Genomic DNA, 12,627 nt, shown 5'->3' with positions numbered 1-12,627 from the left:
TCTCGAATCCGGTTTGTATATAAACTATTTTTAACAGAAAATCAAGGTGATTGGTGATTGGTCATGGGTAATTGGTCATGGGTAATTGGTCAGAATATTATTCTACTCTTGCCTTTTGCCTTTTGCTTATCACCTTGAGGTTGAGTTACGCCAATTGTACGTTCAATTGTACGTTCGGCTGATTTTATCATCGGAAGGCGCAAACTGACAACAATAAACTATGCTTGTTGTGCCTATTCTTTAATCATTCTAGCTAATCTTTCCACATTCGCCCCATCTAAAAACATATAGGAATCAGCAACCGTGTCCTCCTGTGGTCGCATCTATGTTCAGCTAGGTGGTTATAATAAGTTTAAATGCTCAAATTGCGAACCTTATCCTCAATCAGCGACGCTAACGCAGGGAGCTAATCAATCATGTATCAAATAGATCCTCCATTATCTCCCCAAGAAGCATTGCCTACAATGTATGATTTACCTAGTGAAAATCAGGAGGAACGGGGATTGCCAGATGAATTTCACCTATTACAACCTGAATTATTACGCCTTACGTTTCGTCCACCTACCTATACTGAAGATAATATATTTACAGGCAGTGATTTAAACTTATATTATGATCCTCTCCATCCCCAATGGTATAAACGCCCTGATTGGTTTGCGGTGTTGGGGGTGTCTCGATTTTATCAACAGACAGAACTCAGATTAAGTTACGTTACTTGGCAGGAGGGAATAAATCCTTTTGTGGCTATAGAATTGATCTCACCAGGTACGGAAGCGGAAGATTTAGGTAGAAGTTTAAGGGAAGTTAATCAACCGCCTAATAAATGGTCAGTTTATGAACAAATCCTGAGAATCCCCTATTATTTTGTTTATAACCGTTATACAGATGAGTTTAATTGTTTTGGGTTGGTAATGAGTCGTTATCAGCCTTTGTCAATAAATGGACTAGGGGTATGGTTAGAAGAAGCAGAATTGGGTTTAGGCTTATGGCATGGAGAATATCAAGGATTAACTAGATCGTGGCTACGTTGGTATGATCGAGATAATAACTGGTTGCCTACACCTGTGGAACAAGAAAAGCAACGTGCAGAACAGGAAAAGCAGCGTGCAGATTTAGCGGAAGCAGAATTAGCTAGATTAAGACAGTTATTAGCAGAAAAAGGAGTTAATTTGTAGTATTTCCATAAATAGTGAACTCGCACTAATGAATAATCAAAATATCTCTGGTCATTTCTAAAAAATCATAGGTCAAAAACAATTCGATTATTTGAGTAATATTTTGTAGAAAAAGCTGTTCAATTTGTTTGTTACTGATATTACCTGTCGTTATTAGTATTATACAGAATTTTTCCGTATAACACCCTGCGGCAAGCGATCACCCCAACTCAACACCAAAATATCACAATATTATTTACTCTGATGATTTCTTATACAGCGATCACTTAATAATTATAGATTGGCGATTCCCGCAGAGCGATAGTTCCCTCCGAGACGCTTTGCGAACGCGATCGCTCTTTTCTTCGTATGTATCGTATATTAAGTATTAGAACCTAGATAAAATTCCTAAACTTCTAAAATTCATGTAATTGCTACAAGGATTTAACTGTGATTACAAATGCTAGTAGCCTTACCCTTAGCAATCTCCGTCAAACCTTTGGCTTGAGACTCAATTCTAGCGATCGCTTTTTTGATGAATGGTTAAATAATGCGCCGACTCTAACCGAAGCGGAACTACAAGGACTAGATCGCCTCACTCGTAACTATACCTATCTCAGTCAAGAGGAAGCACCACTCGAAGAAATTGTTAAGCTTGTCGTGGTATCGCCATTGCTAGATTTGGCTGGTTTCTATCAATCTCCTTTTTTGGTAAAAGCAGAAGTAAGCACCAATATCGAAGTTGCTGACGAAGCTAATGCTATGGTGGTTCAAGGCAGAATTGATATTTTGGTAATCCAAGATAGTTTTTGGATTTTGGTAATCGAATCAAAACCTGCAAGGCTAGACGTTACCGCAGGAATTCCTCAAGCACTCACCTACTTGTTGAGCGCTCCTAATTTGCAGTCAAGTTGTTATGGAATGGTGACAAATGGCAGAGAAGTATTGTTTTTGAAATGCGATCGCAGCCAAGATGCCCCTCAATATACGCGATCGCATACTTATCGGTTACTTGAAAATACATCAGAACGTATACAAGTTTTGCAGGGACTTAAACAAATTGGGACTTATATTGGCGATTTAATGCGTTAGGTGATCACACTTTATCAATCATTCCCACCTCACATGACTGATGTAGATAAATAACTAGGGGTTGCTGAGAAAGTCTTTCCGTGAGGGCATAGGAGTCAGGAGTCAGGAGTCAGGAGTCAGGAGTCAGGAGTCAGGAGTCAGGAGGAGATTTGAAAATTTCTTTGCCATCTCTTGAAATCCCAAAAAATGCACACTTTTTCCGGTATACCCTTCAAAACCCTTGCACTAATTTCTGTGTTTATCAGCCTCTAACCTTTGATATATCAAGGTTTTAGGTTTATTCAGCAAACCCTAACTATATTTGACTATATTTTTGTTATTCAAACCCAATACTGCTTGCCGTGCTTGCTCAATGCTGAGAGTATGTTTGCGAGAAATATAGAAAATATCCGTTTAAAATTTTCATAAGCATCTGCACGAGAACCGCACATGACTATCCTAAACTCTATTTTTTGTTCTTTAGCAAGATCAACTAATTCTTGAAAAAATTGACTAAATCCTTCACGGAGACTGCTTGTAGTTTCCTTACCTCCAATAATTTTACTTCTAAAACCTGGACGTTGCATTGGTAAAAGTTCGTCATCATCATTTGCATTTCCAGCACCCTCAATATAAATACGAATACTCACCATCTATTTCCACCAAGTTCCCCTATTCTCCAAAGATCACCAAGAGTATATTTTTCCAACCATTTTTTTAATTTTTCTCGTTTAAGTCTCCTTAAATGAGTTCCTGTATTATCTCTTTCACAAACTACTACAGATTCAGGATATTCACTCAACGCAGAAACCAAAGCATCAGAATGAGTGGTGACAATTAATTGAGTTCTCTGAGATGCTTCAATTAACAATTCTGCAATTGTTGGTAAAATATCTGGATGTAAACCTAATTCTGGTTCTTCAATACAAATTAGTGGTGGTGGAGTAGGATCTAAAAGTAACGCCATTAAAAACAAATATCGCAATGTTCCATCAGATAACCTAGTAGCTGGAATTGGTTGAATTAACCCTTTTTCCCGAATAAATATTTGTACAGTACCGCCATATATTCTCACATCTAATTCTTCCGCTTCTTCATAAAATTTTTCTAGATATTCAATAATTTTTCTACTACCTAATCTATATTTTAAATCATTTAAAAACAAACCTAAATTACTACCATCTTCCAATAAAGGATGTTGAGGCAAATCAGCTTTTTGAGCATTTCTTGGTTCTGAATATCTCCCAATTTGCCAATGACGATATAAACCTATCTGAGAAAATTCTGTACTCAGATAAGAAAGTTCAGGATATAAGTCAGGATCTTTTCTTTGAGATAAAACTGACTGATCTAAAATTAAATCTTCTCTGCGGAGATTTCTTCTAAACTCCTTACCATCATCTGTAATTGTGTTAATATTTAAAACAGGCCGACCATTTTGATAACGATAATAAAAATATACATCTTGTCGTCCTTCATAGACTTGTGCATTTTCTATAGCTTCATCTACTAATTCTAATCTTTGTCCTACTTCTGTTATGCTTAATTTATAATGTAGATTATTTTCATGTCTTTCTGGATAATTTAATATAACGTCTATATTAGCTATAGAATTACTTTTTTCACCTTTCCATAAAAATTCATTAATACCTCCACCTTGACGAAATGGTGCTGGTAAATCTGTGGGTGTTGCTTTTAAAATACTAATAGCTTCTATTAAATTAGATTTCCCTGCACTGTTACGTCCAATTAATACATTTAGCGGTTGTAATTCAATTTCTTCCGCATCACTTCCATAGGAGAGAAAGTTTTGTAATTTAATTTTATTAATAAATATTTTACCTTCCATTTACTTCTCCTAATGTTAAATAAAACTATATTTTTGCTAATATTTTGGGTGACTTTACTCTAATGTAGCTATCCATTTCTTGATAGTGAATAAACAATTATTGATCTTTTGCGATCGCTTGATGGTAGTTTAAATATCTGCTCTTTAAGTTCTTGTAACAACATAGATAGCTCCCATACTTGAATGGTTGTCTAATATATGTTGTCTATTCAGTATATTATAAAGGATCTCGCTTTATCAGTCTAATTTGAGCGATCGCACTTTATCTGCCAGCCTTTAAAACTTGTTCGGCTGTCAGTTTGAGATTTGGGAATGTCAGCGAAGTAATGGGTTGATTGCCTCGAATCTGCTGAATTTCATACTCTCCTTTCACTAACGTACAAATGGAAAGGGTTGGTTGTTTGGGTTTCCCAATATGTCGAGTCCCGCCCAGACCTGCATAATCCGCAATCCAATATTCAGGAATACCTAAAATTGCGTAGTCTTCGACTTTACGCGCATAGTCGTTTTGCCAGTTGCTACTAACTACTTCCATCACAAATTTAATCGAACTGCCCAGGGTGATGATTGATTGGTCATTCCAAAGTAGTTCTTTCGCAAGTTCATTGCGGTCAATAACCATAACATCAGGTCGAAATGCTGTCATACCCAAGTTAGAAGGACGTAGTAATCCTCGCTGAAGGACAAACCAATTTAAACCTATTACATCAATTTGGGCGCAGATTTTTGTGGTGGTAAAAGCTGAAACTTCTTCATGGTAGCCTGTTGGTTCCAAATCAAATACCTCTCCATCAATCAATTCGTAGCGGTTACTGTCACCATAACGGACGATAAAATCACCAAAACTTAGTAACTGCTGTTGTATTGGTATTCCGGTTGCAATGGTCATAGCTCAACTTAGCCCCATCAATATCATCACTCTAGCATTTTCGCTAAATCCATCTACTCCGATTTCTTAACCTTTGCGATCGCTATTACTGTGAGTCATGATTTTTAGTTAATAGACATCAAATTCTCAAAAGGATGACGATTTTTCCAGCGGTAAGTATTAAAGTCCCGAAAATCAACAGATAGAATCCGCCCATGCCCCAAATGTTCGGCAAGAATAATCAATGAAGCGTCCGCTAAATCCATTGGCAGAGAACTATATTGATTCATCAATTCACTGATTCTTTTCCCATCTTGAACCTTGAGATCAAAAACCTCAAAAGCACCAATTTCTAAGCTATGAATAAACGTCTGTTGAGCATTTGTGCCTGTACGTTTCAAGAGAATATGACAAGCTTCCGTAATTACACACCATGTTGTAACCAGAGGCTCATCAATCGTATCTAAAACTTCTTGAGCGAGAACATGATAATCATCACGGCGATTGATTAGTGCTATCCAAAAGCCAGAATCAACGATTACCATATTTTTCGTTAAGACTTTCAGTGAGATATTGCTTGTAATTAACCGACAAATCAGAGTCCCCTTCAGCACAACCAATCAGCCCTGATTCTCTAAGGAGTTGCAAAGGCTTTACAGGGGATTCTTGATGTAATTTTTCATAATAAAGATCGATCGCCACTTTGATAATGTCAGACGCACCTTGATTTGTCCTCTGGCGAATGTAATTAAACTTACTAGCGCGATCGCCATCGAGCCTTGCATTAACTCTCATATTTTTGCTTGTCATAACTCTGTATGACAATACTATAGCTCAAAAAATTCAAAGTTCAGTGATTAAGTTGCTCTTACCGTCTCCACGAAGAATCATGTTGGTTGTAGCTATCGTGAACATATATGGCTGTAATTCAAAGCCGTGCAATTGATTTTGTCGAATCCTCTTTTTCTTGTTATCATTATCCGTTTGAGCAAGCATATAGTGCATGGAAGCAATCAAGAACCCCGCTGTCCCTGCACAAGGGTCTAAAACCACATCATCAGGCTTTACATCAACTAAGTCACAAAATAGATCAGTAATATGTTTTGGTGTCAGTACGATGCCAAGTGTTTGCCCATCTCCGCCAGAGTAGGACATAAACTCCCCATAAAAACGCCCTAAATAATCTTCTGAGGAACTGATGTATTTTATGCTCTTGTAGATTTTTTCGTGCAAAAACTCAGTAAAATGCTTGAGAGGAGTTTTATTGAGGGATGGGTTTACTTCATTCAGAATATGAGTGTCTTTAATAATCGAGAACTGACTAAGAATCTTATCTCGCTTAACTTCTGGAGATACATTAGAACGCTTGAGGTTTTTCTCAATGGCATTGAATATTTTTTCTCCATCCGTGTCTATCTCATCACCCTTTAGCTTATCAATTTCAAAGCTGCCAGATTCCGCTTCTCGTAATGCAAGCAAAATTCCAGATACAATAAGGGGCTTATCAATATCCTTCAAATTTCCGTAATTACGCAAGGTTCTAAATATATCCTAGCCTCTTGTAAAAGGCTATGAACCCATAAATCCGTTTTTGCTTCTTTCTTAGCCACTTAGTTAGTCCGAAATTTGAATACTATTAACTAATTCAATTATCAGATGATTTCAATTTAATCCCCAAAACCTGAGTATAAGCACCTCTAGCTTGAGTCACCCCTATTGTCCTCTGTGCTGATTCTATCATCGGACGACGCAGACTCACAACGATAAACTGTGCTTGTTGTGCTTGTTGTTGAATCATTTTCGCTAATCTTTCCACATTTGCCCCATCCAAAAACATATCCACCTCATCAAAGGCGTAAAATGGGGATGGGCGATAACGTTGCAGTGAGAAAATAAAACTGAGTGCTGTTAAAGATTTTTCTCCCCCAGACATGGATGCTAAACGTTGTACGGGTTTTCCTTTGGGGTGTGCAACTAAGTTTAAACCACTAATAAAGGGATCTTCCGGGTTATCAAGTTGTAAATAACCGTCACCATCGGATAAGGTGGCAAAAATTGATTGAAAGTTCTCGTTTACTGCATCGAAAGCTTCTTTAAAAGCAGTTTGTCGTAAAGTGGTAAAATTCTCAATTCTTAATAATAATTCTGTTCTTTCTGCTTCTAAAGTTTCTAATTTCTGGGTTAGTTCTTGTAAACGTCCTTCTACTATTTCATAATCAGTCAAAGCTAACATATTTACCGGTTCCATTGCCTGTAAACGTTTGCCTAAACTACGTAACTCTTTCTGCAATTCTTCTAAATCTACTTTATCTGGTACTTCTGGTAAGGGGTTGGGTAATTCTGCGGCTAAGGTTTGCAATTGCGCTTGCAGTGTGGTTAAATCTTCTCTGCGTTTTTCTTGGGTTTGTTGCAGCTTGTCAATTTCCCATTGTAATTTTTGTTGACGTAATATTAAATCTCTTAATTCCTGTTCTGCTGTATCTCGTTTCTTTTTCTCCTCACCTAAATTTTGCTCAAGTTCTTTTAAACTAGCTTGAGTTGCGGTAATTTGAGTATTCAGTTCTGCAAGTTGACTGTTAACTGTTGACTGTTGAATTTCAAGATTAGTTTTTTCATTTTGATATTCAATAACTCGCGTTTCTGATTCAGTAATTTTCTCTTGTAAACGCTGTTTCTGATTTTCCAGGTTTTGTAATCTTTGTTCTACTTCCCTGACAGTAGTTTCTTTTTGTTGTAATTGCTGCTCTTGTTCTCTAATGGTAGCTTGAATTTCTTGCCATTCGCTGGGGGTTTGGGATGCTTCCAACTCAGCTAAGGTATGTCGTAATTGTTGCAGTTGATTTTCTTGATCTGGTAATTCCAGATCTAGAACTTCTAACCGAGTTTGAGCATGATTGAATTTTTCAGTATTTTGGGATAGTTGAGAGCGGGTATTTTCTAATTGCGCGTTTAAGGTTTTTACCTCTTTTTTCAACTGTTCTAAATATAATTGTTGTTCTCTGCGCCCTTGTCTTGCTTCCGTTAATTCTAAAGAAAGCTGTTTACTACGAGCAGATAAATTAGTGATGGCTTCTGCACAACGTTCTAAAACTCTTTCAATATCTCCTAGTCGCGTCCTTAAATTGACAACTTCCTCAGATTCTTTTTGTTCACAAGTGCCAAATTTTAAACTTGAGCGTTGCGTATTACTACCACCAGTCATAGCACCGCTAGTTTCTAATAATTCCCCATCTAAAGTAACAATGCGATAAAGTCCGATTTGAGTTCTCGCTTGTTCCAAAGTTCTGAAAACTACTGTATTTCCAAAAACATACTTAAAAACTTCTTGATAGCGTTTATCGCACTCTACCAGATTCATCGCATATTCAACAAACCCATCAACATAACGCAGTGTTAAATCTGGGGTAAACTTAGAAGCTTTTATTTTATTCAAAGGTAAAAAAGTTGCTCTTCCCGCACGTTTTTGTTTTAATAATTCAATTCCCGCAGCAGCAACACGATCATCCTCTACTACTATATGACCTAATCTTGCACCCGCAGCAGTTTCCAAAGCCAGATGATAGCGAGATTCAACCTTACCCAAATCTACAACTAATCCACACAAACCTGGTAAACCAGATTGAATAATTAATTTACTTGCTTGAGTTCCCTGGACTTCTTGCTGTGCTTGGTTTTGTGCTTCCAGTTTATCTAAATGACGTTGTTTATCGCGTTGTTCTTGTAATAAACGTTTTTGGGTATCTTGTTGTATTTGTAATTCTTGATCTGTCGCTGCTAAATTCTCTGCTAAATTTTGAATCGGTTTACTAGAACCGTTAAACTCAACTTCTAATTTTTCGCATTCTGCTTGTTTTTCTGTCAATTGTGGTTCTAAATCAGCAAGAATCTGAGATTCTTCTGTAATAAGTTCCTGTAACTGAAAATTCCTTTCTCTCAGTTGTGCTTGCTCAGTTCTTTGAGGTTCAATAGTTTGCAGTAAAGTTTCAATTTGCCGACTTAAAGCTGTTTGTTGTTGTACCCAAACTTCCGAAGCGGTAGCAATTTCCGAAGCAACTTGACGAGATGATTCTAACCTTTCTCGTGCTTGGTTGCGTTCATTTTGTAGAGACGTTAAATTTAAACTTGTTGAATTATATTGTTGTAGATTTTCTTGGCGAGAAACCTGATACTCTTGAATTTCCTGTTGAGTTTGGTTTAACCGTTTAACAGTTTCCTGTAAATGAGACTCTAACTCACCCTTTTGTCGTTGAAGTTGCTTGCGTTCCGCTTCTTTGGTTGCAAAAGTAGACTGAACCGCTAAAAGCTGATCCTCACCCAAAGATTTTACATGAGCATTTAATTCATTGAGAAGTGTACTTTGTTGATCAATATTTTGATTGACAGTATTTAAACTTTCAGAAATTTGAGTAAACGCAACATCACCAGCTTGAATATCCGTTGCTAACTTTTCCTGTTGTGCTTGGAGAGAACGCCATGATAACACAGATTCCCAAGATTGCTTTTCTTGAAACTCCTGTTTTAACTGACGATATTTTTCTGCTTTTAGCTTATCTTGATAAAGGCGATCGCGTTGTAAAGTCAACTCCCCTTCTATAATTTTACAACTATCTTCCTTTTCCTTAACCTCATCTAAAGTTCCCTTAGCTTGATTAATCTTTCTATCAAACGCAGCAACACCAGCTAACTCATCAATAATTTCTCGACGTTCCCTAGCATTCATAGAAATAATGCTGGTGACATCACCCTGCAAAACCACATTATAACCTTCAGGGTAAATCCTTAAATTTTCCAACTCCTCATGTAATTCAGTCAAAGTACAAGAAGACCCATTAATATAATAATTAGAAGTATAACCACCCTGAGAGTTAACCCGTAAACGTCGAGTAACACTCCACTCAGTTGGTGACTGGTGACTGGTGACTGGGGACTGGGAGTTATTTTCCGCTTCTTCTACTTCCTTAACTTCCTCCCCTTCTTCACCTTCTTCACCTTCTTCACCTTCTTCACCTTCTTCACTTTGCGCCTTTGCGTCTTTGCGTGAGACAATATCAGAAATATCAAAAGTAACAGTTACAATAGCCTCAATGGCATTACGTCCTTTAGCGACTTGATTATTATTAACCAAATCTGGCAACTTATCAGCACGCATTCCCTTAGAACTGGATAGTCCTAAGCAGAACAGCAATGCATCCAGAATATTTGACTTTCCCGATCCGTTAGGACCAGAAATGACAGTACAACCCGGTAGTAAAGGGACAGAAGTTGTACCACCGAAAGACTTAAAATTAGTAAGTTCGACCCGCTTGATATGCACCATTATGGGCGCTGCTTCACTGTAAACTGGTATAAAGGAACAAGTGTATCAATTATTTTTCAATATTTGCAACTGTTTAGTAACTTTAGATTTTGGATTTTAGATTGATTCTGATAATTAATACTAACAACTTACCTTAATATTTAACTTAGATTTTAAATTCAACCTCTGACACAAAAAATCTCTCGAAAACATCCTTCCTTTGTGTACTTTGCGTACTTTGCGGTTCGTTCCTCTTAATTCCCTAATCAACATGAAACTATTGTACCAAAACTTTATCATTCGTGACTGGCAAAAGAGCGATTGCACAGCAGCAGCAAACGTAATTAGTACAGTCTTAGCAGAATATGGCTTAGGTTGGGAAGCAGACGGTGCAGATAGAGACGTTTTAGAAATTGAGGAATATTACTTAGCTGTTGGTGGTGAATTTTGGGTAATTGAACACCAAAACAAAATAGTAGGTACAGGGGCATATTATCCCATAAAACGGGGAGAACAGGCTGTGGAAATCAGAAAAATGTATCTTTTACCAGAAATTCGTGGTTTAGGTTTAGGAAAATATTTATTACAGCAGCTAGAATTAACTATAGAAAACCGCGGATTTGAACAAATTTGGATAGAAACAGCCAGCGTTTTAAAAGAAGCAGTCCAGCTTTATGAGAATAATGGATATATCCCCGCGACAGGAGTGGAAACAAAAAGATGCGATCGCGTGTATGTGAAATACTTGAGGTGACTGGTGACTGGGAAAAATAACTAATGACCAATCAGCAATTAGCAATTACTATGTTTAAAAATTTACTAAATTTATTCCTACAGAACAATTGCCCTATCTGCCAGCGAAGCACAAAACAGCAACTTTGTCAATATTGTAATAAACAATTACAAAGCTGCCATCTGCAAAACCCCAATGTCTTATGGAAACAACCTTTACCCGTGTTTAGTTGGGGGAGTTATGGAGGAACATTAAAAAGGGCGATCGCCGTCATGAAATATGAAAACCAGCCAGAAATGGGGCGGTTATTGGGTCAGTATCTAGGAGAATCATGGATATTAAATTGTACATTAAAAAATCAAAAACCTGTAATTGTACCCATACCACTTCACCCAAAAAAGCTCAAAGAAAGGGGTTTTAATCAAGCTGAAATAATCGCCCAAGGATTTTGTCAGATCACTGGGTTAAAATTAAAATCAAATGGGTTAGCCAGAGTTAAAGATACAAAAGCACAATTTAGCGTATCCGGTGCAGAGAGAGAACAAAATTTAGCAGATGCTTTTGCTCTAGGATCGGATTTTAGCCGTATTCGTCCAGATGCACCCGTGCTGTTAGTGGATGATATTTATACTACTGGCGCAACCGTCAAATCTGCTGTATATACACTTAATCAAGGTGATATTTCTGTATTGGGGGTAGCTGCTGTAGCTACAACGGGTAAAGATAGATCAGCCTAGAGTTAATGGGCAACTTGTGGGTGATAAATCTATAATTAACAAAATTATACCCTGTGTTTGAGGGAAAAATGTTTTCATTTATGAACAGAGCTTTTGCAGTGGGTTTAAAAAAAATAATCATCTTTCCTGTAAGTATACTGACAATTTTAATCAGTATAAATACAGTATTTGCTCAAAATACGAATAATGGAAATACAAATACAAATATAAATATAAATAATTTATATAAACCCATTCCCTTAAATAGTAGTTCAGAAATTGCTGATACATTGACAGCTACAGATATTCCCACAGGTCAAGGGGGGTTTGCGCGTGATTATACAGTCAAATTAAATAAAGGTGATAATTTAGCAATTGATTTGTCATCTGAAAACTTTGACACTATTATTACTCTTTTAGGTCCTGATGGTTCAACGGTGGCAGAAAATGATGATGGACCTGATGGTACAAGTAATTCTCTCCTGTTTACCCGCATCGCCGAAACAGGAAATTATATTGTTCGTGTCCGGTCTTTTGGAGAAACTGGGGTTGGTAACTTTAAACTCAAGGTGACAAAACTGCAACCAGTTAAGTAGGGTGTGGGGAGATGGAAAGTATTGTCCTGATTGATTATTTACTAAACAATGTTGAATATTGCACCAACAAGCCTAGATTTTTGAAGTAGCCATTGAATTTAATTTCTCAGCAAAATCAAATTCCGACGCTAATACAGCAGTATACTTATTCAGGTCGTAGGGTTTAACATTTTGATTGTCCATCCAAAACCGTAGGCACTGCTTGGGGAGAGAACCACCTCGCTTGTTAGACACCGCAAGGGATCTAATCTAAGTGGACTCGTTGAACCAAGAATCTCCGTGGCTTCAGCCCGGAGAGTGTCAAAATTAACTATCCCCAGTCCCCAGTCCCCAGTCCCCAGTCC

General features: G+C 37.3%; 13 protein-coding genes and 1 pseudogene. 5 read left to right on the top strand and 9 right to left on the bottom strand.

Annotated features, from left to right (window positions below):
* Positions 1-89: 89 nt before the first annotated feature.
* Positions 90-287 (bottom strand): annotated as a pseudogene (locus tag H5968_RS26200) (hypothetical protein); the annotation flags it as partial.
* A 129-nt stretch (positions 288-416) separates the two neighbouring features.
* Here H5968_RS26200 and H5968_RS19500 point away from each other — a divergent pair.
* On the top strand, positions 417-1,175 hold the full coding sequence (locus H5968_RS19500; RefSeq protein WP_137667934.1) for a Uma2 family endonuclease: 759 nt from the start codon (positions 417-419) through the stop codon (positions 1,173-1,175).
* 429 nt (positions 1,176-1,604) lie between these two features.
* Positions 1,605-2,246 (top strand): type I restriction enzyme HsdR N-terminal domain-containing protein, encoded by a 642-nt coding sequence (locus tag H5968_RS19495; protein ID WP_187041280.1) that lies wholly within the window; start codon positions 1,605-1,607, stop codon positions 2,244-2,246.
* Positions 2,247-2,566: 320 nt separating this feature from the next.
* Here the strand turns inward: H5968_RS19495 and H5968_RS19490 are convergent, their stop codons facing one another.
* The 7 genes from H5968_RS19490 to smc all read right to left on the bottom strand — a co-directional run bounded on the left by H5968_RS19490 (position 2,567) and on the right by smc (position 10,259).
* Positions 2,567-2,878 carry a hypothetical protein gene (locus tag H5968_RS19490; protein WP_187041279.1) on the bottom strand — a complete coding sequence of 104 codons (312 nt, stop codon included), beginning with the start codon at positions 2,876-2,878 and terminating at the stop codon, positions 2,567-2,569.
* Positions 2,872-4,074 (bottom strand): AAA family ATPase, encoded by a 1,203-nt coding sequence (locus H5968_RS19485; protein ID WP_187041278.1) that lies wholly within the window; start codon positions 4,072-4,074, stop codon positions 2,872-2,874. The genes H5968_RS19490 and H5968_RS19485 overlap by 7 nt, the downstream gene beginning before the upstream one ends.
* 262 nt (positions 4,075-4,336) lie before the next feature.
* Positions 4,337-4,963, bottom strand: a complete 627-nt coding sequence (locus H5968_RS19480) for a Uma2 family endonuclease (protein ID WP_187041277.1) — start codon at positions 4,961-4,963, stop codon at positions 4,337-4,339.
* Positions 4,964-5,067: 104 nt separating this feature from the next.
* The gene (locus H5968_RS19475; protein ID WP_027249567.1) at positions 5,068-5,487 is read right to left on the bottom strand and encodes a type II toxin-antitoxin system VapC family toxin; all 420 of its coding nucleotides are present in this window, start codon (positions 5,485-5,487) and stop codon (positions 5,068-5,070) included.
* The gene (locus H5968_RS19470; protein ID WP_187041276.1) at positions 5,474-5,737 is read right to left on the bottom strand and encodes a CopG family transcriptional regulator; all 264 of its coding nucleotides are present in this window, start codon (positions 5,735-5,737) and stop codon (positions 5,474-5,476) included. The genes H5968_RS19475 and H5968_RS19470 overlap by 14 nt, the downstream gene beginning before the upstream one ends.
* 48 nt (positions 5,738-5,785) lie before the next feature.
* Entirely contained in the window at positions 5,786-6,478 is a 693-nt protein-coding gene (locus H5968_RS19465; RefSeq protein WP_222620739.1) for a class I SAM-dependent DNA methyltransferase, read from the bottom strand.
* 109 nt (positions 6,479-6,587) lie between these two features.
* The gene (gene smc, locus H5968_RS19460) at positions 6,588-10,259 is read right to left on the bottom strand and encodes a chromosome segregation protein SMC (protein ID WP_187041275.1); all 3,672 of its coding nucleotides are present in this window, start codon (positions 10,257-10,259) and stop codon (positions 6,588-6,590) included.
* Positions 10,260-10,509: 250 nt separating this feature from the next.
* On the opposite strand from smc, the gene H5968_RS19455 reads away from it, so the two are divergent.
* The 3 genes from H5968_RS19455 (at position 10,510) to H5968_RS19445 (ending at position 12,283) form a co-directional block, all read left to right on the top strand.
* Complete coding sequence (locus tag H5968_RS19455; protein ID WP_187041274.1) at positions 10,510-10,992, top strand: GNAT family N-acetyltransferase; 483 nt, start codon at positions 10,510-10,512, stop codon at positions 10,990-10,992.
* Between the two features lie 23 nt (positions 10,993-11,015).
* Positions 11,016-11,708, top strand: coding sequence for a ComF family protein (locus H5968_RS19450; RefSeq protein WP_255427193.1), 693 nt, complete (start codon positions 11,016-11,018; stop codon positions 11,706-11,708).
* An 80-nt stretch (positions 11,709-11,788) separates the two neighbouring features.
* Positions 11,789-12,283, top strand: coding sequence for a PPC domain-containing protein (locus tag H5968_RS19445; RefSeq protein WP_187041273.1), 495 nt, complete (start codon positions 11,789-11,791; stop codon positions 12,281-12,283).
* A 149-nt stretch (positions 12,284-12,432) separates the two neighbouring features.
* Here the strand turns inward: H5968_RS19445 and H5968_RS25235 are convergent.
* Positions 12,433-12,627: hypothetical protein (locus H5968_RS25235; RefSeq protein WP_222620738.1), on the bottom strand; the 195-nt coding region annotated here is incomplete at its 5' end.

The sequence above is a fragment of the Sphaerospermopsis sp. LEGE 00249 genome, from assembly GCF_014299995.1.
Lineage (GTDB): Bacteria > Cyanobacteriota > Cyanobacteriia > Cyanobacteriales > Nostocaceae > Sphaerospermopsis > Sphaerospermopsis kisseleviana.
Note: the sequence above shows the minus strand (reverse complement) of the source record. Positions and strands in the feature narration are given on the sequence as shown.